This is a genomic window from Pseudomonas sp. DE0157 (assembly GCF_007678615.1).
GTDB lineage: Bacteria > Pseudomonadota > Gammaproteobacteria > Pseudomonadales > Pseudomonadaceae > Aquipseudomonas > Aquipseudomonas parafulva_B.
In genome coordinates this window covers 1-22,610 of record NZ_VEJN01000001.1, presented here as the reverse complement: position 1 = coordinate 22,610, position 22,610 = coordinate 1, and the positions used below count along the sequence as shown (strand labels likewise).

The 22,610-nt window shown below is 61.7% G+C and carries 21 protein-coding genes; 14 read left to right on the top strand and 7 right to left on the bottom strand.

Annotated features, from left to right (window positions below; all coding sequences use genetic code 11):
• Positions 1-4 precede the first annotated feature (4 nt).
• From FS777_RS00105 to dksA, 4 genes are all read right to left on the bottom strand, one after another.
• Positions 5-2,980, bottom strand: a complete 2,976-nt coding sequence (locus FS777_RS00105) for a sensor histidine kinase (protein WP_178091238.1) — start codon at positions 2,978-2,980, stop codon at positions 5-7.
• Positions 2,964-3,140, bottom strand: a complete 177-nt coding sequence (locus tag FS777_RS00100; RefSeq protein WP_003250005.1) for a hypothetical protein — start codon at positions 3,138-3,140, stop codon at positions 2,964-2,966. Before FS777_RS00100 ends, FS777_RS00105 begins: the two co-directional genes overlap by 17 nt.
• Before the next feature lie 146 nt (positions 3,141-3,286).
• Positions 3,287-4,174, bottom strand: coding sequence for a tRNA glutamyl-Q(34) synthetase GluQRS (gene gluQRS, locus FS777_RS00095; protein ID WP_078477988.1), 888 nt, complete (start codon positions 4,172-4,174; stop codon positions 3,287-3,289).
• Positions 4,175-4,237: 63 nt separating this feature from the next.
• Entirely contained in the window at positions 4,238-4,684 is a 447-nt protein-coding gene (dksA, locus tag FS777_RS00090) for an RNA polymerase-binding protein DksA (RefSeq protein ID WP_023533176.1), read from the bottom strand.
• Positions 4,685-4,894: 210 nt separating this feature from the next.
• Here dksA and FS777_RS00085 point away from each other — a divergent pair, with 210 nt between their 5' ends.
• Positions 4,895-6,067 (top strand): pyridoxal phosphate-dependent aminotransferase, encoded by a 1,173-nt coding sequence (locus FS777_RS00085; RefSeq protein ID WP_058639183.1) that lies wholly within the window; start codon positions 4,895-4,897, stop codon positions 6,065-6,067.
• Positions 6,067-6,780 carry a DNA/RNA nuclease SfsA gene (gene sfsA, locus FS777_RS00080; RefSeq protein ID WP_058639182.1) on the top strand — a complete coding sequence of 238 codons (714 nt, stop codon included), beginning with the start codon at positions 6,067-6,069 and terminating at the stop codon, positions 6,778-6,780. Before FS777_RS00085 ends, sfsA begins: the two co-directional genes overlap by 1 nt.
• On the opposite strand, the gene FS777_RS00075 is transcribed toward sfsA, so the two are convergent.
• Entirely contained in the window at positions 6,770-7,087 is a 318-nt protein-coding gene (locus FS777_RS00075; protein WP_058639181.1) for a Rieske 2Fe-2S domain-containing protein, read from the bottom strand. The two genes, sfsA and FS777_RS00075, sit on opposite strands and share 11 nt — an antisense overlap.
• 150 nt (positions 7,088-7,237) lie before the next feature.
• Between FS777_RS00075 and FS777_RS00070 the strand changes: the two genes are divergently transcribed.
• From FS777_RS00070 to FS777_RS00060, 3 genes are read left to right on the top strand one after another with little or no spacing between them, the layout of a single operon-like run.
• A complete protein-coding gene (locus FS777_RS00070) occupies positions 7,238-8,122 on the top strand; it encodes a hemin ABC transporter substrate-binding protein (protein WP_058639180.1) in 885 nt (294 codons plus the stop codon).
• Positions 8,123-8,172: 50 nt separating this feature from the next.
• A complete protein-coding gene (locus tag FS777_RS00065; RefSeq protein WP_178091237.1) occupies positions 8,173-9,156 on the top strand; it encodes an iron ABC transporter permease in 984 nt (327 codons plus the stop codon).
• A complete protein-coding gene (locus FS777_RS00060; RefSeq protein ID WP_058639178.1) occupies positions 9,156-9,923 on the top strand; it encodes a heme ABC transporter ATP-binding protein in 768 nt (255 codons plus the stop codon). The genes FS777_RS00065 and FS777_RS00060 overlap by 1 nt, the downstream gene beginning before the upstream one ends.
• A 207-nt stretch (positions 9,924-10,130) precedes the next feature.
• On the opposite strand, the gene FS777_RS00055 is transcribed toward FS777_RS00060, so the two are convergent.
• Both FS777_RS00055 and FS777_RS00050 read right to left on the bottom strand, forming a co-directional pair.
• Positions 10,131-10,415, bottom strand: coding sequence for a TfoX/Sxy family protein (locus FS777_RS00055; RefSeq protein ID WP_058639177.1), 285 nt, complete (start codon positions 10,413-10,415; stop codon positions 10,131-10,133).
• A gap of 138 nt (positions 10,416-10,553) precedes the next feature.
• Positions 10,554-12,116: a bifunctional aminoglycoside phosphotransferase/ATP-binding protein gene (locus tag FS777_RS00050; RefSeq protein WP_145253483.1), complete on the bottom strand. Its 1,563-nt coding sequence runs from the start codon at positions 12,114-12,116 to the stop codon at positions 10,554-10,556.
• A 115-nt stretch (positions 12,117-12,231) separates the two neighbouring features.
• Between FS777_RS00050 and mrcB the strand changes: the two genes are divergently transcribed.
• The 9 genes from mrcB (at position 12,232) to msrQ (ending at position 22,116) form a co-directional block, all read left to right on the top strand.
• On the top strand, positions 12,232-14,553 hold the full coding sequence (gene mrcB, locus FS777_RS00045) for a penicillin-binding protein 1B (RefSeq protein WP_058604735.1): 2,322 nt from the start codon (positions 12,232-12,234) through the stop codon (positions 14,551-14,553).
• A 27-nt stretch (positions 14,554-14,580) separates the two neighbouring features.
• On the top strand, positions 14,581-15,360 hold the full coding sequence (locus FS777_RS00040) for a tetratricopeptide repeat protein (protein WP_078477991.1): 780 nt from the start codon (positions 14,581-14,583) through the stop codon (positions 15,358-15,360).
• Between the two features lie 2 nt (positions 15,361-15,362).
• Positions 15,363-15,692: a YqcC family protein gene (locus tag FS777_RS00035; protein ID WP_372239202.1), complete on the top strand. Its 330-nt coding sequence runs from the start codon at positions 15,363-15,365 to the stop codon at positions 15,690-15,692.
• 407 nt (positions 15,693-16,099) lie between these two features.
• Entirely contained in the window at positions 16,100-17,824 is a 1,725-nt protein-coding gene (locus FS777_RS00030; RefSeq protein ID WP_058639204.1) for an acetolactate synthase 3 large subunit, read from the top strand.
• A gap of 1 nt (position 17,825) precedes the next feature.
• The gene (gene ilvN, locus FS777_RS00025) at positions 17,826-18,317 is read left to right on the top strand and encodes an acetolactate synthase small subunit (RefSeq protein ID WP_003250040.1); all 492 of its coding nucleotides are present in this window, start codon (positions 17,826-17,828) and stop codon (positions 18,315-18,317) included.
• 58 nt (positions 18,318-18,375) lie between these two features.
• Positions 18,376-19,392 (top strand): ketol-acid reductoisomerase, encoded by a 1,017-nt coding sequence (gene ilvC, locus FS777_RS00020; protein WP_058604733.1) that lies wholly within the window; start codon positions 18,376-18,378, stop codon positions 19,390-19,392.
• Between the two features lie 150 nt (positions 19,393-19,542).
• Positions 19,543-20,394, top strand: a complete 852-nt coding sequence (gene pssA, locus FS777_RS00015; RefSeq protein ID WP_023533151.1) for a CDP-diacylglycerol--serine O-phosphatidyltransferase — start codon at positions 19,543-19,545, stop codon at positions 20,392-20,394.
• Positions 20,395-20,473: 79 nt separating this feature from the next.
• Positions 20,474-21,487, top strand: coding sequence for a protein-methionine-sulfoxide reductase catalytic subunit MsrP (gene msrP, locus FS777_RS00010; RefSeq protein ID WP_145253481.1), 1,014 nt, complete (start codon positions 20,474-20,476; stop codon positions 21,485-21,487).
• On the top strand, positions 21,487-22,116 hold the full coding sequence (msrQ, locus tag FS777_RS00005; RefSeq protein WP_058639173.1) for a protein-methionine-sulfoxide reductase heme-binding subunit MsrQ: 630 nt from the start codon (positions 21,487-21,489) through the stop codon (positions 22,114-22,116). The genes msrP and msrQ overlap by 1 nt, the downstream gene beginning before the upstream one ends.
• Positions 22,117-22,610 lie beyond the last annotated feature (494 nt).

Sequence of the window (22,610 nt, the reverse complement as noted above, 5' to 3'; positions counted from 1 at the left end):
TGATTCAATTCTCTCGACGGTCTCGATTTTCAGGGGACGTCGCTACGACATGCCGGGGCAGGGTCACGCGGATCCGGGTGCCACGTTGCCGTTCGATATCGGCCGGGCTGTCGATGGTGATTTGTCCATAATGCTCCTCCACGATGGAATAGACCAGCGCAAGGCCCAGCCCGGTTCCCTCGCCAGGGTCCTTGGTGGTGAAGAAGGGTTCGAACAGGCGATCCATGATGTTCTTCGGAATGCCGCTGCCCTCGTCCTCCACGATCAGGTCGACCGTGTGCTCGCAGCCCACGGTGCGCACGCGAATCGCGCTGCCGGGTGGAGACGCGTCCCGCGCGTTGGACAGCAGATTGATCAGCACCTGGGCCAGGCGTTGCGGGTCACCCTCTGCCCAGTGGTCGGGGTCGCACAGGTTGAAGAACTGCACGTCGAAGTTACGCCGATTCAAGGCCAGCAGGCCAATGGCATCCTGGGCCACTTCTGCCAGGCACACGGGCTCTTCACTGTTCTGATGGCTGCCGCCTGCGTGGGCAAAGCTCATCAGCGATTGCACGATGCGCGACACCCGCTTGGTCTGTTCGAGGATCTGGCTGGACAGCTCGATGATTTCCCCATCGCCTTCGCGCTCCTCGCGCAGGTTCTGCGCAAGGCAGGCGATGCCGGTGATCGGGTTGCCGATCTCGTGGGCCACACCCGCCGCCAGGCGGCCGATGCTCGCCAGGCGTTCAGAGTGCACCAGCTTCTCTTCCAGGGCCTGGTTTTCGGTCAGGTCTTCCACCAGTAGCACCAGGCCACTGTTGCCTGGGGCCAGCGGTTCGTCGATGGCGGCCTTGTGCAGGTTCAGCCAGCGCGGCTGGCCGTCCAGGGCCAGGCGCTGTTTGTGCAAGTGTTCATCCGGCACATTGATGAAGCCTTGCAGCAGGCCACGCCAGGGTTCGGCAATGGTGATCAGGCGCGAACCGACCACGTGCTTGGCAGCAATGCCGGTCAGCTCTTCCATGGCCTTGTTCCACATGAGGATTTCCTGGTCCTTGGCAAGGGAGCATACCCCCATCGGCAGCTCCTGAAGCGTTTGGCGGTGATAGCGGCGCAAGGCGTCGAGTTCGGCAGCCAGGCCGGTCAGGCGCGAGTGGTAGTCCTCCAGCCGGCTTTCGATGAAGTGGATGTCTTCAGTCACATAGTTTTCATTGCCCGACTTGTAAGGCAGGAAGGTCTCCACCATGTCCTGGGCCACGCTTGGGCCCATCAGGCCGGAGAGGTTGGCCTCGATGCGGTCGCGCAGCCGACGCAGGGCGTAAGGGCGCCGCTCGTCGAAGGGCAGGTACAGGTCGCGCAGGGCTTGCTCCACTTCCTTCTGTGCGGCCTTGGCGCCCAGTGGCTTGGCCAGTTGGGTGGCGAACTCCTGCGGCGAGGCCGCATGCAGTTCGCGGCGCTGGGGGCGGCGGACGTTGTCGACGGCGCAGGCTTCGGCGGCGGCCACCTCCTCGTTGCTGGCATTGGTGAACAGGGAAATCAAGGTGAACAGCAGCACGTTGGCGGCCAGCGATGCAATGGCTGCCATGTGCCAGCTGGTGTCGTCCAGTACGTAGATCATGTCCAGCGAGGGGATGTAGAAACCCTGCAGGTTACCCAGTAGTGGCAGCAGCATGGTGCCCATCCACACCAGGGTGCCTGCCACCAGGCCGGCAATGAACCCCCGCCGATTCGCCGTGGGCCAGTACAGCACCGACAGGACCCCCGGCAGGAACTGCAAGGTGGCCACGAACGCGACGATGCCCAGGTTGGCCAGGCTCTGGTGGCTGCTCTGGGTGAGGTAGAACATGAAACCGGCGGTGATGATCGCCACGATCAAGGCCCGGCGCGTCCACTTCAGCCAGCGGTAGATGTTGCCCTCGGCAGGCGGCTGGTACAGGGGCAGGACCAGGTGATTGAGCGCCATGCCCGAGAGGGCGAGGGTGGTCACGATGATCAGCCCGCTGGCTGCCGAAAGCCCCCCGACATAGGCCAACAGGGCCAAGGCCTGGTTGTTGGCCGCGATGCCCAGCCCCAGGGTGAAGTATTCCGGGTTGGTACTGGCGCCCAGGCGCAAGCCGGCCCATAGCACCAGGGGCACGGCCAGGCTCATCAGCAGCAGAAACAGCGGCAGCCCCCAGCTGGCGCTGACCAGCGAACGCGGGTTGAGGTTTTCGGTGAACGCCATGTGGTACATGTGCGGCATGACGATCGCCGAGGCGAAGAACACCAGCAGCAAGGTGCGCCACGGGCCCTCCTGCAAAGGCGTGTGCAGGGCCGCCAACGCCGTCTGGTTCTGCAGCAGCCAGACCTCCAGGCCATGGGGCCCGCCGAAGACACCATACAGCGCATAAAGGCCGATGCCACCCAGGGAGATGAGCTTGATCACCGACTCGAAGGCGATGGCGAAGACCAGCCCCTCGTGCTTCTCACGGGTGGCGATGTGCCTTGAGCCGAAGAAGATGGTGAACAGGATGATAAGGGCACAGAAAGCGAACGCTACCCGGGCCTTGACCGGCTCCCCGGTGAGGATGCTGATGGAATCGGCCACGGCCTGGATCTGCAGAGCAAGCAGCGGCAATACCCCGATCAGCATGATCACCGTGGTCAGCGCCCCGGCCCAGGTGCTGCGAAAGCGGAAGGCCAGCAGGTCGGCTAAGGACGATAACTGGTAGGTACGGGTGATTTTAAGGATCGGATACAGCAACACCGGCGCCAACAGGAATGCCCCTGAAACCCCCAGGTAACAGGCCAGGAAGCCATAGCCGTACTGGTAGGCCAGCCCCACCGATCCGTAAAACGCCCAGGCGCTGGCATAGACCCCCAGCGACAATGTGTAGGTCAGGGGGTGGCGGATGATCGAGCGCGGTATCAAGCCGCGTTCGCTGACCCAGGCCACGCCGAACAGCACCAGCAGGTAGCCGGCACTGATCAGGATCATCTGGGTCAGGCTAAAGCTCATCGGCATCTCGTTGGCTCTGCAGGATGAAAGTGACGACGATCAGGATGAGCCAGAGCAGGTACGGGCGGTACCAGGCTCCGGTGGGCTCGATCCACCAGTCCATGATGGCCGGGGAGAACAGGTAGATCCCCACGACCAGAAGCAGGACCAAACGATAGATGTACATGCGGGCCTCGACGGTTGGGCGCTGCGGGTGTGGATCTATTATTGGCGCATATGGCGTGGCGGATGCTAGCGGGAATCGGCAGCGTTGGCCAAGGGTTTGAATTTCATGGCCTTTTGATTCAGGCGGGCGGGTTATTGAAACCCGGCCTAGTGCAAGTCGGCCTCAGGGACCGTGGTGCGCTGGGCAATGCGTTCGGGCCGCCACTGGGCACGTGCCACGGCCAGTACTTGGGCTGGGGTGGCGCTTGCGAGCTGCGCGGGCGTGTCCTGGCCTAGTGCCCTGAGCGCCCGCAGCAGCAGCGGGGTAGCCTGGTCGGCCTGCAGGGGCGGCGAGCGGTAGGACTTGCCCAGCTTGTGGCCATCAGGCTGGACGATCAGCGGCACATGCAGATAGCGCGGCTGCGTGAAACCCAGCAGCTCCTGCAGGTACAACTGACGGGGGGTGTTGTCGAGCAGGTCGGCACCGCGCACGATGTCGGTGATGCCCTGCCAGGCGTCATCGAGCACCACTGCCAACTGATAGGCATAGAGCCCGTCACGGCGCTGGATGACGAAGTCGCCCACTTCCCGGCCCAGGTGCTGCTGGTACTCACCTTGCACCCGGTCGGTGAAACGGTAGGTCAGCTCCGGCACCCGGATACGAATGGCCGCACCTTCGCGGGCGTGCCCGGCATTGCGACAAAAACCGGGGTAGATACCGCCGTACGCTTCCAGCTGCTTGCGCGAACAGGTGCAGGCGTAGGCCAGGCCCATGTTGAACAGGCGGTCGACCACGCTGGCATAGGCATCAAAGCGCTGGCTCTGAAAGGCCACTTCGCCATCCCATTCCAGGCCGTAGCGTTCCAGGGTTTGCAAGATGGCATCGCGCGCGCCGGGCATTTCCCGTGGCGGGTCGGTGTCCTCCATGCGCAGCTGCCAACGCCCGTCCACGGCTCGGGCGTCCAGCCAGGAAGCCAGGGCGGCTACCAGGGAGCCGAAGTGCAGGAAACCGCTGGGGGTGGGGGCGAAGCGGCCGGTGTAACGGGACTGGGTCATGGTCGGGCAGGGTACATAAATGAAGCGGGGCGCATGATGCGCCCCGGCTGGAGAAGAAGACGATCAGCCTTTGCCGACGGTCTTTTCTTTCTTCTCGGCAATTTCCTTGCAGTCGAAGCACAGGTCAGCGGTCGGACGGGCTTCCAGACGGCGCAGGCCGATCTCGATACCGCAGGAATCGCACCAGCCGTATTCTTCGTCCTGAATCTTCTGCAGGGTCTTGTCGATTTTCTTGATCAGCTTGCGCTCGCGGTCGCGGTTACGCAGCTCGAGGGCGAATTCTTCTTCCTGGCTGGCACGGTCGGCCGGGTCGGGGAAGTTCGCCGCTTCGTCCTTCATGTGGTCCACGGTGCGGTCCACGCTCTGCATGAGCTCGCCTTTCCAGGCATTGAGAAGCTTGGTGAAGTGCTTCTTCATGGGCTCACCCATGTATTCTTCGCCCTTGGTCTCTTGATAGGGCTCGACACCGTACATGGTTTGACCGGTTTTTTGCTTTTCTACGGTGGACATGAATAGACCGCCTCTCACTCATCTGATCCTATGCGCAGGATGCTCCATCTCCGGCGACCGCCGGCCCTGCGACTGCGAGCCGCCGAACTTACCAGATAGATCGGGGGTGCGCTAGCCCGCCCGATCCTGCTTACTGACACCGGCGCAAACCGTACGTTCGATTGCATGCAAGGGTAGAATCCAAAGTTTAGACCCGATTGAGAGAAGGACATGGCCCAACCCTACAGTGCGCGCAGCCGCGCCATCGAACCCTTCCATGTCATGGCGCTGCTGGCGCGTGCCAATGAGCTGCAGGCAGCCGGGCATGACGTGATCCACCTCGAGATCGGCGAGCCGGACTTCACCACGGCAGCGCCCATCGTCGCCGCAGGGCAGGCCGCCCTTGCCGAAGGCCACACCCGGTACACAGCCGCCCGCGGTCTGCCTGCACTGCGCCAGGCAATCGCCGGTTTCTATGGCCAGCGCTATGGTCTTGACGTTGACCCGGAGCGCATCCTGATCACGCCAGGTGGCTCCGGTGCGCTGCTGCTGGCCAGCAGCCTGCTGGTCGATCCCGGCAAACATTGGCTGCTGGCCGACCCGGGCTACCCGTGCAATCGCCACTTTCTGCGCTTGGTCGAGGGTGGGGCGCAGTTGGTGCCGGTAGGGCCTGAGGTGAACTATCAGCTCGATGCAGGGCTGGTGCACGCACACTGGAACGCCGATACGGTCGGCGCTCTGGTGGCTTCACCTGCCAACCCGACGGGGACTGTACTGGGGCGTGATGAGCTGGCCAGCCTTGCCCAAGCCACGCGCGCCCGCGCCGGTCATCTGGTTGTGGACGAGATCTACCACGGCCTGACCTATGGCATGGACGCGCCCAGCGTGCTCGAAGTCGACGATTCGGCCTTCGTACTAAATAGCTTTTCCAAATATTTCGGCATGACCGGCTGGCGCCTGGGTTGGTTGGTGGCACCCGAAGATGCTGTGGCTGACCTTGAGAAACTGGCGCAAAACCTCTACATCAGCGCACCCAGCATGGCCCAGCACGCCGCGCTGGCCTGCTTCCAGCCGGAGGCGCTCGGGATCTTCGAGGCGCGTCGTGCGGAATTTGCCAAACGCCGTGACTACCTGCTGCCAGCCCTGCGCAGCCTGGGTTTCAAAATCGCCGTAGAGCCCCAGGGCGCGTTTTACCTGTATGCCGATATCAGCGCCTTCGGGGGGGATGCCTTCGCGTTCTGCCGACATTTCCTGGAAACCGAACACGTGGCGTTTACCCCGGGGCTGGACTTCGGTCGCCACCTGGCCGGCCATCATGTACGTTTCGCCTACACCCAGAGCCTCCCGCGTCTGGAACAAGCAGTCCAGCGTATCGCCCGTGGCCTGCAGAGCTGGCAGGGCTGATGCGTTTTTCTCCTGCCCTTGAACAAGGTCGGCTGCTGCGCCGGTACAAGCGCTTTCTGGCCGACATCGAACTGCCCACTGGCGAGCAACTGACGATTCATTGCCCCAACACCGGCTCCATGCTCAATTGCATGCACGAGGGTGGCCTGGTGTGGTTCAGTCGCTCCAGCGACCCGAAACGCAAGCTGCCAGGCACCTGGGAAATCAGCGAAACCCCACAAGGGAGGCTGGCCTGCGTCAACACCGGGCGCGCCAACCCATTGGTGGAGGAGGCGCTGCGTGCGGGGATCATCACCGAGCTGGCAGGTTTCACTGCACTCAAGCGGGAGGTGGCCTACGGTGAAGAAGGCAGTCGTATCGATTTTCGTCTGGAATTCGACGGTGCACCGGCTTATGTGGAAGTCAAAAGCGTGACCCTGGGTTACGCCGACAGCACCACGGCAGCGTTTCCGGACGCCGTCACCCAGCGCGGTGCCAAGCACCTGCGCGAGCTGGCCAAGCTGGCGCGCCAGGGCATACGGGCGGTTCAGCTGTATTGCGTCAACCTGACGGGTATAGAGGCCGTGCGACCGGCCGATGACATCGACCTGGCCTATGCCCAGGCCCTGAAGGCTGCGGCGGCCGAGGGGGTCGAAGTGCTGGCCTATGGGACCCGGCTGGATGCCGAGGGCATCGTCATTGACCGGCGCCTGCCGGTGATCCTTACGCCTTGAGCCAGATGCCCTGGCTGTCTTCGAGGCAGTCCAGGGCCTGCAACGCCTCGCCTTCGCAAGGCCCGGACACACATTCGCCCGTTTCGATCAGAAACAGCGCACCGTGGTGGCTACAGTGAATAAGGCTGTTGCTGTCGTCCAGAAAACGTTCCTGCGGCCCGTTCAAGGCAATGCCACGGTGCGGGCAGCGGTTTCGGTAGAGATAAACGCTACCTTGGCGGCGAACGCCCAGCAGCAGAACGCCGTCTACCTCGAACGGGCGGCTCTGGCCTTCGGGCAAGCCGTGGGAGGGGCAAAGAAAGTGCATGGCGGGCCTGACTCTGGGTGCGGTCATCGACTTGACGCGTCAATGCGAACAATTATCAAATGGCTGTCATTCGCTGCGCCTGGCTTTGCATGGTGCGCAGTTCTGCCGCCCGCTACAAGGTGTGGGGGCCAAACCGATGAAGGAAATCCAATGATGCGTCGCCTTGCCGCCGTGCTTGTTCTCGCCGCCAGCCCACTGCTCTGCGCCAAGGCCCTGGCAGCCGACCAGCCGAGCCGTTGGGTCAGTGCGGGCGGCGCCTTGAGCGAGTGGGTGGTGGCGTTGGGCGCTGAGCCGCGGCTGGTCGGCGTCGATACCACCAGCCAACACCCAGCCTCATTGAAAGCGCTGCCCAGCATTGGTTATCAGCGCCAGTTGTCCGCTGAAGGCATTCTGAGCCTGCGCCCGGATAGGTTGATAGGTACGGATGAAATGGGCCCAGCGCCGGTGCTGGCGCAAATCACCAGGGCCGGCGTGCCCGTCGAGGTGTTCTCCAGCCAGCCCGATATCGATGCCGTGGGGCAGAACCTCAAGCGCCTGGGCGAGCTGTTGGGGGCCCAGGCACAGGCTGCACGTGCGACGGCAGACTTTCGCCATCAGCTCGACCAGTTGCACGACAAGGTACGCCAGGCACAAGCCGGGCAGCCCGCGCCCGGCGTGGTGTTGCTGGTAGGTCATGCAGGGGCCAGGCCGCTGCTGGCAGGCGCCGGCACGGCAGGGGACTGGGTCTTGAAGCAGGCCGGGGGACGTAACCTTGCAACCCATCAGGGCTACAAGGACTTTTCCAGCGAGGCGCTCGCGGCGTTGGACCCGGATGTCATCGTGTTCTCGGACCGCGTGCTCGCCGATCAAGCCGCCTTGCAGGCCCTGTTGAAAGAAAACCCTGCACTGGCCGCCTCGCGTGCAGTGCGCGATCAGCGTCTGGTTCAGCTCGACCCGACCCTGCTGGTCGGAGGGCTGGGGCCGCGCTTGCCCGCCAGCCTTCAGGTGCTGGCGGCAGCGTTCTATCCTTCGGCCAACATCCGCTTCGCGCCATGAGGCCACGGATTCGACCGCACACGTTGTTCATCTGGCTGGGCTTGGCATGCATGCTCGCCATCCTGCTTTCGTTGTCGTTGGGGCCCGTAAGCCTGCCGTTGACCGATACGCTGCAGGCCAGCTTGCGGCTTGTGGGTGTGCCGCTTTCAGCGGAGGGTTTGCAGCAGGCGCAGATGATCATTGGCCAGATCCGCCTACCGCGCACGCTGCTGGGGCTGGCTGTAGGCGCAGTGCTGGCCTTGTCCGGGGTGGCCATGCAGGGGTTGTTTCGCAACCCACTGGCAGACCCTGGGCTGGTGGGCGTGGCGGCCGGTGCGGCGGTTGGGGCGGCAGTCGCGATCGTTGGGGCTCGGTGGCTGGGTAACGTCCCCGAGAGCTTGTCACCGTATCTGTTGTCGCTTTGTGCGTTTCTCGGCGGGCTGGGTGTGACCGCGCTGGTCTACCGGCTGGGCAGGCGCGACGGGCAGACCAATGTAGCTACCATGCTGCTGGCCGGGGTCGCCATGACCGCACTGGGCGGCGCGACCGTGGGGCTTTTCAGCTACCTGGCCGATGACGCCACCCTGCGCACCCTGACGTTCTGGAACCTGGGCAGCCTCAATGGCGCCAGTTACGCGCGGATCTGGCCTCTGCTGCTGGTCGCTACGGGCATCTCGCTCTGGCTGCCTCGCCGGGCGAGGGCGCTCAATGTGTTGATGCTGGGGGAGTCCGAAGCCCGGCATCTGGGTATCGACGTCGAGTGCTTGAAGCGGGAGTTGGTGTTCTGCACGGCATTGGGCGTCGGGGCGGCAGTGGCTGCAGCCGGCTTGATCGGGTTCGTTGGCCTGGTGGTGCCGCACTTGGTGCGACTGCTGGCCGGCCCTGATCATCGGGTGGTATTGCCTGCCTCGTTGTTGGCAGGGGGCGCTTTGTTGCTGATGGCCGATCTGCTAGCGCGACTGCTGTTGGCGCCTGCCGAACTTCCCATCGGTATCGTCACTGCCTTCATTGGCGCACCGTTTTTCCTGTACCTGCTGATCCGAGGACGCGCGTGATGCTGCAAGCCGAAGGCCTCTACCTGCGCCGTGGTCAACAGGACGTTCTGCGGGGTATCGATCTGCAGCTGGCGCCTGGGCAGATCGTCGGTGTGTTGGGCCCTAACGGTGCGGGCAAGAGCAGCCTGCTGGGGGCGCTCAGTGGCGAACTCGTGCCTGCGCAGGGGCGGGTGACGCTGCAAGGGCGAGCGCTGTCGGACTGGGCCGGCCCCGAGCGCGCGCAACGGTTGGCGGTGTTGCCGCAGGTGGCCAGCCTAGGCTTTGCCTTCCAGGTGCAGGACGTCGTGGGCATGGGGCGCATGCCACACGCCACCGGGCGCCAGCGTGACGCGCAGATTGTGGAGGCGGCCTTGCAGGCGGCAGACGCGGCACACCTTGCACAGCGCAGTTATTTGGCGTTGTCGGGCGGCGAGCGCCAGCGGGTGCACCTGGCACGGGTGATGGCGCAGTTGTGGCCGGGCGAAGAGGGCGTGACGTTGTTGCTCGACGAGCCGACCTCCATGCTCGACCCGCTGCACCAACACACGACCCTGGAGGCGGTGCGTCGTTTCGCGGACCGTGGCGCTGGCGTTTTGCTCATTCTGCATGACCTTAATCTTGCAGCACGGTACTGCGACCGGATCCTGTTACTGGAACAGGGACGCAGTTACGCCCTGGACAGCCCTGCCAGTGTGCTCACCCCAAAGGCGCTGAAGGCTGTCTTCGGAATCGACGTCATCGTGCAGGCGCATCCTGAGCGGGGGCATCCGTTGGTCATCGCCCGCTGAAATAGAAGCAGGATGTGTTCATGAAGCTGTCGGACATTCGCCTGAACAGCCAGGCAAAAAAAGACCCGGCAAATTGCCGGGTCAATAACCGTGATTAGCCTGATGAGGAGATAATCTGAGAGTCCGAACCAAGGGCTCTGAGGTTATCCAACCAGTCTTGCGACCAGTTGTGATAATCATAACGATTCTCATTCATGGGTCAATAGCTTATTGCACTTTATTTTTTGCCTCGCGCTGAGTCGCGGATTCCAGCTGCTCGAGCAGTGCCGCCTTGCGCGCATGCGGCAGCGCTCTCCAGTTCACATCCAGCAGGGCGCCCTCGATGGCGAACAGCAGGACCTTGGTAGCGCGAAAGCCGCGAGCCTTCACTGCCAGGTAGGCCTGGACTGCGCCAAGCCGCCGCAAATCCGACGAGCTGTGCACCCCGGCAGCCTTCAGCCACTGGACTGAAGTCTTGCCAAGGTTTTTCAGGCAGTAAAGATCCTCGCTCATCACGCCTCCTTGCGATGGTTGAGGAAAGAGCGGATGCCGTTAGAGGAAGTGTAGCGGGGCAGGACAAGTGCGCGGCCTTTTAACAAGGCCGCAGGTCGAAGGCGCGTTGCTTGAAATGGCGGCTTGCCGTGTCAGGCATCAGAGCCCGGGCAAGCGCTGACGGATTTGCTCGATGACATGGTCCATGCTGCTGCTCGCCTGGGTGTCTACCGGCGTGCTCAACGCGACTTCCTCGGCAGCCAACGGCTCACGGCTTGCCTGCTGGGCCTGAACGACTTCCAAAGTAGCGTCCGACGGGTCCTGGCTCTGCGCCTGGCGTTGCTGCAACCAGCTGCTGATCACGGCATCCGGGGCATGGCAGTCGAGGATCAGGAACGGTACGCCAGTCTGGCTGGCGACGTCGGCGGCAGCCTGGCGCTGTGCATGCTTGAGGTAGGTGGCGTCGAGCACCACCGGCAAGCCTGCCCGCAGCACGGTAGCCGCAATCTGATGAAGGCGCTGGTAAGTGGCAGCACTGGCCTCTTGATCGTAGATGCCTGCGCTCAACTGGCCCGTCGCGTCTTGCGCCTGCTCGCCGAACAGACGTTTGCGTTCCACATCCGAGCGCACGCGCACGGCGCCCAGCGCTTCGACCAGGCGCATGGCTACGTGGCTCTTGCCGACAGCCGAAACCCCATGGGTAATGGCCAGCAGGCGTGAAGGGATGGCGCTGTAGCTTTCTGCGAGATTGGCGTAGTTGCGGTAGGTGCGCAGGGTCGTGGCCTTCTGTACGCCATCGGCGTCGGCAGGCATGCTGAACAGCGCGACCTTGGCACGTACCAGTGCGCGGTAGGCCTTGTAGAAGTTGAGCAATTCCAGCCCTTCATAGTCCCCGGTCAGTTCCAGGTACTGGCTGATGAAACGCCGGGCCAGGCACTTGAGCCCGCGGTCCTCCAGGTCCATGGCCAGGAAGGCGGTGTCGGCATACACGTCGGTCAGGCGGAAGGGCTCATTGAACTCGATGCAATCGAAGATCACCACCTGGCCATCAATCAGCGTGGCATTGCCCAGGTGAATGTCACCGTGGCATTCGCGAATGAAACCTTCGGCCTTGCGGCGTTCGAGCAGCCCATGCAAACGGTCAAAACTGCTGCGGGCCCAGGCTTGTAGGGCGTCGAGCTGTTGCAGGTCGGCCTTGTCGCTCAGAAACGGACGGATTTGTTCGAAGTTCTGTTCCACCGGTGCCATCACGCTCTCGGGCGTACCCAGCGGGTGCTCCACGGGGACGCGAGGCGCCTGCAGGTGGAATTCGGCGATCTGGCGGGCCATCTGGTCGACATGGGCAGCGGTCAGCTCACCGTTGGCCTGAAGTGTGGACAGCATCTGTCCCTGTGGGAACTGACGCATTTTCAAGGCGAACTCGATTGCCTGGCCCTCTCCACCGATCTGCGGGGCGTCGGGGCTGCCGGTGATCGGCAGCACCTCCAGGTACAGACCGTCGGTCAGGCGCTGATTCAGGCGCAGTTCTTCGTTGCAGAAGTGCTGGCGCTGATCCAGGTGGGTGAAGTCGAGGAAGCCGAAGTTCATCGGTTTCTTGATCTTGTAGGCATACTCACCCGTGAGCAATACCCAGGAGATATGCGTCTCGATGAGGTGGAACCCATCCACGGGGTGGGGGTACAGGGCAGGGTTCTGCAACGCAGTGATGAGGGCTTGGCTCACGGGAAATCCTTCCGGGGGCAGGGAATTCGAATCGGCCATTATGGTCAATGGTGCCGTCCCTGCCTACCGCCGGGCCGCCTGCCCAGCCTCAGTAAAGTGCGTATAATCCGCCGCCATGACTCGATCTCGAAATTCCCGTACCCCTAAAAAACGCCCGACCGGCCGCTCCCGTGCCTGGCTGGGCTGGGCTTTGAAGCTCAGCCTGGTCGGCTTGGTGATCATCGCCGGCTTCGCGGTCTACCTCGATGCCGTCGTGCAGGAAAAGTTTTCCGGCAAGCGCTGGACCATCCCTGCCAAGGTGTATGCCAGGCCGCTGGAGCTGTTCACCGGCCAGAAACTGAGCAAGGATGACTTCCTCACCGAACTCGACGCGCTGGGTTATCGCCGTGAAAGTGCCGCCAACGGGCCAGGCGCGGCAGCGGTGAACGGCAACACGGTAGACCTCAATACCCGTGGCTTCCAGTTCTATGAGGGCATGGAACCTGCCCAGTTCGTGCGTGTACGGTTTTCCGGTGATTACGTGGCAGGGCTTGCGGGCGCCAATGGCAAGGCCTTGGATGTGGTCCGGCTGGAGCCGCTGATGATCGGCGGCATCTACCCTAAGAACCTCGAGGATCGCATCCTGATCAAGATCGACCAGGTGCCCAAGTACCTGCTCGAAACCCTTGTGGCCACTGAAGACCGCGATTTCTACAGTCACATGGGCGTGTCGCCCAAATCCATCGCGCGGGCCATGTGGGTCAATACCTCGTCCGGATCGATGCGCCAGGGCGGCAGTACCCTGACCCAGCAGTTGGTCAAGAACTTCTACCTCACCAGTGAGCGCAGCCTGAGCCGCAAGCTGACCGAGGCGATGATGGCGGTCTTGCTGGAACTGCATTACGACAAGCGCGAGATCCTGGAGGCCTACCTCAACGAAGTGTTCGTCGGTCAGGACGGCCAGCGTGCCGTGCATGGTTTCGGCCTGGCCAGCCAGTTCTTCTTCAGCCAGCCGTTGTCCGAGCTCAAGCTGCACCAGATCGCATTGTTGGTCGGCATGGTCAAGGGCCCGTCCTACTACAACCCGCGCCGTTACCCGGAACGTGCGTTGGCCAGGCGTAACCTGGTACTGGACCTGGTCGCCGAACAGGGCGTGGCCAGCCAGGCCGAAGTGGATGCGGCGAAGAAGATGCCCCTGGGCGTCACCAAGCGCGGCAGCTTGGCCGACAGCTCGTTCCCGGCCTTCCTGGACCTGGTCAAGCGCCAGCTGCGCCAGGACTACCGCGACGAAGACTTGACCGAAGAGGGGCTGCGAATTTTCACCAGCTTCGACCCGATCCTGCAGATGAAAGCCGAAACCTCGATGAACGAGACGTTCAAGCGCCTGGCCGGGCGCAAGGGCGCCGACGAGGTGGAATCGGCAATGGTCGTGACCAACCCTGAAACCGGCGAGGTGCAGGCCCTGATCGGCAGCCGCCAGTCGGGCTTTGCCGGCTTCAACCGCGCCATCGATGCCGTGCGCCCGATTGGTTCTCTGGTCAAACCGGCGGTGTACCTGACGGCCCTCGAGCAGCCGAGCAAGTACACCCTGACCAGCTGGGTGCAGGACGAACCGTTCTCGGTCAAGGCTGCCAACGGACAGGTGTGGCGCCCGCAAAACTACGACAGGCGTTCGCACGGCACCATCTACCTGTACCAGGGGCTGGCGCATTCGTACAACCTGTCCACCGCCAAGCTTGGCCTGGAAGTAGGTGTGCCGAACGTGATCAAGACCATTGGGCGACTGGGTGTGGACGTGGACTGGCCGGCGTTCCCATCGATGTTGCTGGGTGCAGGCGGGATGTCGCCGATGCAGGTCGCGACCATGTACCAGACCCTGGCCAACGGTGGCTTCAACACGCCGATGCGCGGTATTCGCAGCGTACTGACGGCCGAAGGCGAGCCGCTCAAGCGCTATCCGTTCCAGATCCAGCAGACATTCGACCCTGCGGCCATCTACCTGGTGCAGAACGCCATGCAGCGGGTCATGCGGGAAGGCACCGGGCGCTCGGTGTACAACACCTTGCCGCGTACCCTCACCCTGGCGGGCAAGACCGGTACCAGCAACGATTCGCGTGACAGCTGGTTCTCAGGCTTCAGCCAGGACCTGCTGGCGGTGGTCTGGATGGGGCGCGACGACAACGGTAAAACGCCCTTCACCGGCGCTACCGGCGCGCTGCAGGTGTGGACCAGCTTCATGAAAAAAGCCGACCCACTGCCGCTCGACATGCCCCAGCCCGACAACGTGGTGCAGGCCTGGATTGATCCCTACAGCGGCCAGGGGTCTGACAGCAGCTGTCCGGGGGCCGTGCAGATGCCGTATATTCGCGGGAGTGAACCGCCTGCCGGCGCGACCTGTGGCGGCGAGCAGAATCCAGCTGAATCGGTCATGGACTGGGTCAAGGGCTGGATGAATTAAGCACAGGCTGCATTGAAGAGGTGTGACGTGAACAAGTGGCTGTTTCCTGCCGTGACGGCGCTGGTGGTGCTCCAGGGGTGCTCCAGCGTGCCTCGCGGCAATATACCGGTGGTCGACTCCAGTACCCGCGTGTCCAACAGCGAGCGCGTCACGGCCAAGCGCCAGGCCCCTGGCATCAATGCCGGCACGCCCCAGGCGCAGACCCTGCCGGAAGACTCCGGCGTCACGGTGATGATTCCCCAGGGGGCCGGGGCGTCCGGCATCCAGACGTTCCCTGCCGGCAATGGCGCGGCGCCTATCAGCACGACGCCGATCACTACCGAGCCGGTCAACGCCCAACCGATCACCACTGACCCTAACCCCATTGCCGACGAGCCTTTCGATATTGCGTCGATGAACAGCGCGTCGGCCCCCAAGGCCAGCAGCGCGCCAACCGGTATTCCGCGTAGCGGCGCTGGCGGCGGGTTGTCTGCTGACGAACAGCTCGATGGGCCGGTGCTGGCACTGCTGACCACCGCTCAGACGCAGCAGGGCAGCGGCGATTTCAACGGCGCTGCCTCGAGCCTAGAGCGGGCCCAGCGGATCGCGCCGCGGGAGCCGCAGGTACTCTACCGGTTGGCGCAGGTCAGGCTGTCCCAGGGTGACGCCCCGCAGGCCGAGCAGTTGGCGCGTCGTGCGCTGACCTATGCCAATGGGCGTCCGAGCCTGCAGGCCGAGTTGTGGAACACGATCGCCCAGGCGCGTGAGAAGCAAGGCGACAGTGCCGGGGCAGCGCAGGCACGGCAAAAAGCACGGGTGAGCTCGTGACGGTGCAGCCGCGGGTACTGGCCATCGCCGACCACCTGATGCTGATCGAGCGTGAGTTGCAGGTGCAAGGTTGGTGGGACGACGAGGCGCCTGAGGACGATGCACTGGAGAGCACGGTGCCCTTCGCGGTCGACACCCTGCGTTTCGAGCAGTGGCTGCAGTGGATTTTTCTGCCGCGTATGAAGATCATCATCGAGTTGGGTCACCCATTGCCCAACGCGTCGGGGATCCTCACCATGGCTGAAACCGTGTTCGTGAACCGGCCGGAGCAGAGCCGGGAGCTGCGCCGGCTGTTGGCAGCATTCGACCAATTGATCGCCCCGACCGCCTGATTTATTCCAATTTTCCTTCAAGGGCCGCAGATTGTGGCCCTTTTTTATAGAAATCTTAATTTTTCTGCTGCTTTAGTGATTTTTAGTGGTGCCAGGAATTCATCTTGGCTGAAAATTGGCAATAATTTTTCTTGACTTGTCGCCGCCAAATCACAAGAATCCAACTTCCGCTGTAGTGGGACTGCCAGAAGCAGACCCGCTAAGCAGATCATGAGGCGCACACCCGCGCCGACCTGTTACACCCCGCAACGCGTTACCTCGCGCTGGGTGGGAAACCCCCGCAACACTCTGGGGAGCTCCCAATACTTGCTCAGTCAGTGCTGACGTTCGCTCATGCTCTGCTTGGCAGTAAACCTATTAAGACCCGCCTGTTGGGGCGGTATTCTGGCGTTTTAGAGGTGAACAACGTGGAGCTTTTATCTGGCGCTGAGATGGTCGTCCGCTTCTTGCGCGACGAAGGCGTTAAGCACATCTACGGGTACCCTGGTGGTGCTCTCCTGCACGTCTACGACGCGCTGTTCAAGGAACCGGAAGTCGAGCACATCCTGGTTCGCCACGAACAGGCGGCGACGCACATGGCTGACGGCTACGCCCGCGCTACCGGCAAGGCCGGCGTGGTGCTGGTGACGTCCGGCCCGGGTGCGACCAATGCCATCACGGGCATTGCCACTGCCTACATGGACTCCATTCCGATGGTCATCCTGTCCGGCCAGGTGCCTAGCACCATGGTAGGTACCGATGCCTTCCAGGAAACCGACATGATCGGTATCTCCCGGCCTATCGTGAAGCACAGCTTCATGATCAAGAACCCGACCGAGATTCCGGAAATCCTGAAAAAAGCGTTCTACCTGGCGCAATCCGGCCGCCCAGGTCCGGTAGTGGTCGATATCCCCAAGGACATGACCAACCCGGCCGAAAAATTCGAGTACGTGTACCCCAAGAAGGTCAAGCTGCGCTCTTACAGCCCGGCGGTGCGCGGGCATTCCGGGCAGATTCGCAAGGCAGCAGAAATGTTGCTGGCCGCCAAGCGCCCGATCGTCTACGCCGGCGGCGGCGTGATCCTGGGCGGTGGGTCCGAGTCCCTGACCGAGATCGCCAAGTCGCTGAACCTGCCGGTCACCAATACCCTGATGGGGTTGGGCTGCTTCCCGGGTACCGATCGCCAGTTCCTTGGCATGCTGGGTATGCATGGCAGCTTCACTGCCAACATGGCCATGCACAACGCCGATGTCATCTTCGCCGTCGGTGCGCGTTTCGACGACCGTGTGGTCAACGGCCCGGCCAAGTTCTGCCCGAACGCCAAGATCATCCATATCGACATCGACCCGGCTTCGATCTCCAAGATGATCAAGGCCGACGTACCGATCGTTGGCCCAGTGGACAGCGTGTTGTCCGAGATGATCGGCATTCTCAAGGAAATCGGCGAACAGCCTGAGAAGGCGGCGCTGGATGCCTGGTGGAAGCAGATCGATGAATGGCGTGGCAATGGCGAACTGTTCCCTTATGACAAGGGCGACGGCAATGTCATCAAGCCGCAGAAAGTCATCGAGACGCTGTGCGAAGTCACCAACGGTGATGCCTTCGTGACCTCGGACGTGGGTCAGCACCAGATGTTCGCTGCCCAGTACTACCGCTTCAACAAACCCAACCGCTGGATCAACTCCGGTGGCCTGGGCACGATGGGCTTCGGCTTCCCGGCAGCGATGGGCATCAAGCTCAATTTCCCGGATCAGGACGTTGCCTGTGTAACCGGTGAAGGCAGCATCCAGATGAACATCCAGGAGCTGTCGACCTGCATGCAGTACGGCCTGCCGGTCAAGATCGTCAACATGAACAATGGTGTGCTGGGCATGGTTCGCCAGTGGCAGGACATGGCCTACAACGGCCGTCACTCGCACTCTTATGTCGAGTCGCTGCCTGACTTCATCAAGCTGGCTGAGGCCTATGGCCATGTGGGCATCCGCATCACCAGCCTGAAGGACCTCAAGCCCAAGCTTGAAGAGGCCTTCGCGATGAAGGATCGCCTGGTGTTCATCGACATCGCGGTTGACCGCAGCGAGCATGTCTATCCGATGCAGATCAAGGACGGCTCGATGCGTGACATGTGGCTGAGCAAGACGGAGCGTACCTGATATGCGGCACATCATTTCCCTGCTGCTGGAAAACGAACCGGGTGCCTTGTCCCGTGTGGTCGGCCTGTTCTCCCAGCGCAACTACAACATTGAAAGCCTGACCGTGGCGCCGACCGAAGACCCGACCCTGTCGCGTCTGACGTTGACCACCGTTGGCCATGACGAAGTGATCGAACAGATCACCAAGAACCTGAACAAGCTGGTCGAAGTGGTCAAGCTTGTCGACCTGTCGGAAAGCGCTCATATCGAACGCGAGCTGATGCTGGTCAAGGTCAAGGCCACCGGTGCCCAGCGTGCCGAGATCAAGCGCACCACGGATATCTTCCGTGGCCAGATCGTCGATGTGACTGCCAGCGTGTACACCGTGCAGCTGAGCGGCACCAGCGACAAGCTGGACAGCTTCATCCAGGCCATCGGCACTGCATCGATTCTCGAAACCGTGCGCAGCGGCGTTACCGGCATTGCCCGTGGCGACAAAGTGCTCAGCATCTGAATTCAACAATAAATTAGCGATGGCTCCATTGGGGCCGGGATATAACCAGGGGTATTTCATGAAAGTTTTCTACGATAAAGACTGCGACCTTTCCATCATCCAGGGTAAGAAAGTCGCCATCATCGGCTACGGCTCCCAGGGCCACGCTCAGGCGTGCAACCTGAAAGACTCCGGTGTGGATGTCACTATCGGTCTGCGTAAAGGTTCGGCCACCGTTGCCAAGGCAGAAGCCCACGGCCTGAAAGTGACCGACGTAGCTTCGGCAGTCGCCGCTGCCGACCTGGTCATGATCCTGACCCCGGACGAATTCCAGGGCCAGCTGTACAAGCAGGAAATCGAACCGAACATCAAGAAGGGCGCTACCCTGGCGTTCTCCCATGGCTTCGCGATCCACTACAACCAGGTGGTTCCACGTGCCGATCTCGACGTGATCATGATCGCCCCGAAAGCCCCGGGTCACACCGTGCGCTCCGAGTTCGTCAAAGGTGGCGGTATCCCTGACCTGATCGCTATCTACCAGGATGCTTCGGGCAACGCCAAGAACGTCGCCCTGTCCTACGCCTCGGGTGTAGGCGGTGGCCGTACCGGCATCATCGAAACCACCTTCAAGGACGAGACCGAAACCGACCTGTTCGGCGAGCAGGCTGTGCTGTGTGGCGGTACCGTCGAACTGGTCAAGGCTGGTTTCGAGACCCTGGTCGAAGCCGGCTATGCCCCGGAAATGGCCTACTTCGAGTGCTTGCACGAGCTGAAGCTGATCGTTGACCTCATGTACGAAGGCGGTATCGCCAACATGAACTACTCGATCTCCAACAACGCCGAATACGGCGAGTACGTGACCGGTCCAGAAGTCATCAACGAAGAATCCCGTAAAGCGATGCGCAATGCACTCAAGCGCATCCAGGACGGCGAGTACGCGAAGATGTTCATCTCCGAAGGCGCTACCAACTACCCATCGATGACCGCCAAGCGCCGTAACAACGCCGCGCACGGCATCGAAGTCATCGGCGAGAAGCTGCGTTCGATGATGCCGTGGATCTCGGCCAACAAGATCGTCGACAAGACCAAGAACTAAGGTTTATCGAACGATGAAAAACGCGGCTTAGGCCGCGTTTTTTCGTTCTGGCAGCCAGCTTCTGGTATAAAGCAGACCAGTGGCCCGCCGTCAGAACCTGTTTAGCGGGCCCGTGTCGAACTTTTTCCATCCTGTTGCAAGGTACCCTCCATGAGCGAACGTCCCGAAGAGCCGAACAAGCCCTCCGACGCCGAAAGCCTGCTACCTGTCGATGAGCACATTGAAGAGGGGCATGACGACGAAGGGCGCAAGGTGCGTCATCGCGGCATTTATCTGCTGCCCAACCTGTTCACTACCGCGAACCTGTTCGCTGGTTTCTATTCCATCATCAGTTCGATGAACGCACAGAGTGCCCTGAGCGCTGGCGACCCGCGCGAAGCGAGCAAGTATTTTGCCTTTGCTGCCATCGCCATCTTCGTGGCCATGGTGCTCGATGGCCTCGATGGCCGGGTAGCGCGCATGACCAATACCCAGAGCGCCTTCGGCGCCGAGTACGATTCGCTGTCGGACATGGTCGCCTTCGGCGTGGCCCCCGCGCTGCTGGCCTTTGGCTGGGCGCTGGGTGACATGGGCAAGGTCGGCTGGATGGTGGCCTTCATTTATGTGGCCGGTGCTGCGCTTCGTCTGGCGCGTTTCAATACACAGGTGGGCACCGCCGACAAACGCTACTTCATCGGCCTGGCCAGCCCGGCTGCAGCCGGCGTGGTGGCCGGTACGGTATGGGCGTTCAGCGACTATGGCATCCAGGGCTCGAAGCTCTCGTTCCTGGTGGCGCTTCTGGTGGCGGCTGCGGGCATGCTGATGGTCAGCAACATCAAGTACAACAGCTTCAAGGAACTTGACCTCAAGGGGCGCGTGCCTTTCGTGGCGATCCTTGCCGTGGTGCTGGTGTTCGCAGTGGTCTTCAGCGATCCTCCGCGCATTCTGCTGCTGGCCTTCCTGGCCTATGCGGCTTCCGGCCCTATCCAGTTCCTGCTGCGCTCGCGTCGTCGCAAAGGGTGACAATCCCTTAATTGTGGAATAACCCTCCGGTTCCATAGTCTTACTGGTACATCCGTTACCCAGTGCTATGGAGCCGCTCATGCTTATCAAGCTTCCCAGGTCAGGCGAATGCAAGGCGTCGGAGATCACCCCTGAAGGCCTCTATCTCTCACGCCGCACCCTGATGGGTGGCTCGCTCGCGGGTTTGGCACTGGGTACGTTGCCGGGCAACGTTCTGGCCGGCGAGCCGTCTCGCTACCCTGACGTACAGGCTGGCAAGGCGCCTGCCTGGTTTGCCGAAAAGCTGCCTGGTACCCGTTGGCAGGCGGTGACGGTCCAAAACGAAGCCGTGACCCCCTTCAAGGATGCCACCCACTACAACAACTTCTATGAGTTCGGGCCCGACAAGGGCGACCCGGCTGCGAACGCAGGCAGCCTTAAGACCGAACCCTGGAGCGTTGTCATTGATGGGGAAGTGGGTAAACCCGGTCGCTATGCACTGGAGGACTTCGTCAAACCCTACCAACTCGAAGAGCGTGTCTATCGACTTCGCTGCGTGGAAGCGTGGTCGATGGTCATTCCGTGGCTGGGCTTCCCATTGGCACACGTGCTCAAGCAGGTCGAACCCACCTCCAAGGCCCGTTACGTCCGTTTCAAAACCCTCGAGGATCCCAAGAGCATGCCTGGCCAGCGTTCTGGCTTTGCACTGATCGATTGGCCTTATGAAGAGGGGCTGCGCCTGGACGAGGCGATGCATCCGCTGGCCATCCTGGCAGTCGGTATGTATGGCCGGGAGCTGCCGAACCAGAACGGAGCCCCGCTCAGGTTGGTCGTGCCCTGGAAGTATGGCTTCAAAAGCATCAAGTCGATCGTGCGCATCAGCCTGGTGGCAGAGCAACCGAAAACCACTTGGCAGGGGTTGGCTCCGGATGAGTATGGCTTCTATGCCAACGTGAACCCGACCGTCGACCACCCGCGCTGGAGCCAGGCTCGTGAACGCAGGTTGCCTAGCGGGCTGTTCAGTCCCAATGTGCGAGAGACACAGATGTTCAACGGCTATGCCGATGAGGTGGCGTCGCTGTATGACGGGCTGGATCTGCGGAAGAACTACTGATGAGATATCCCTGGTTTCGTCTAGGTATATTCATGGCAGGCTGCGTATTTCCGGCCTGGTGGCTGTATGAGGCATCGGCCAGCCTGTTGGGCCCTGATCCGGGCAAGGTGTTGATGGACCGGTTGGGGTTGGGCGCCTTGGTGTTTCTGTTAATCAGCCTGTGCATGACGCCATTGCAGCGGGTTACCGGTTGGCCGGGCTGGATCGTGGTGCGACGTCAGCTCGGGCTGTGGGTGTTTGCCTACATCGTGTTGCATGTGCTGGCGTACCTGTTCTTCATCCTGGGGTTGGACTGGGGACAGTTGACGGTAGAACTGCGCAAGCGACCGTACATCATCGTGGGTGCCCTTGGTTTGCTGGGTTTGCTGGTGTTGGCGGTCACGTCCAATCGCTACAGCCAGCGCCGCCTGGGCGCGCGGTGGAAGAAGCTGCATAGGCTGGTCTACGCAGTACTGGGCCTGGGGCTGCTGCATTTTCTGTGGATCGTACGCTCTGACCTGCGGGAGTGGGCTGTCTATGCCTTTATTGGGATGTTGTTGATGGTGCTGAGGATACCGGCTGTTGCGCGTTCGCTTGCGCGCGTGAACCGCAGCAAGGGGAGGGCGGTTCGAGGTGGCCTTGGAAGGTGACAGGCACTTATCTCACGATTTCTGAAATTAATGGTTGACGCGGTTTCGAATCCCCTTATAATGCGCACCACTTCCAGCGACATCGGAACGCGAAACTCCTTGAGATTCAATGGGTTAGCTAGTTCGGGTGGTGCTGTAAGGGCTACGATCGAACAGATCGGCAGCGGTTGAGAAGAAGGTTGACAGCGTGTTGAAGCGCTGTAGAATTCGCCTCCCGCTACGAGAGATCGAAGCGAGTCAAGTGTTTGAAGTTGAACGAGTTTCTCGAAATAAACTTCAAAATAAACGCTTGACAGGCAGTGAGGAAAGCGTAGAATGCGCGCCTCGGTTGAGACGAAACGCGCTCAGCCAAACGCTCTTTAACAAATCGAATCAAGCAATTCGTGTGGGTGCTTGTGAGTACGGACTGATAGTCAGAAAGATTATCAGCATCACAAGTGACCATGCGAGAAATCACATAGTCATTTGAGATTGCTGAGCCAAGTTTAGGGTTT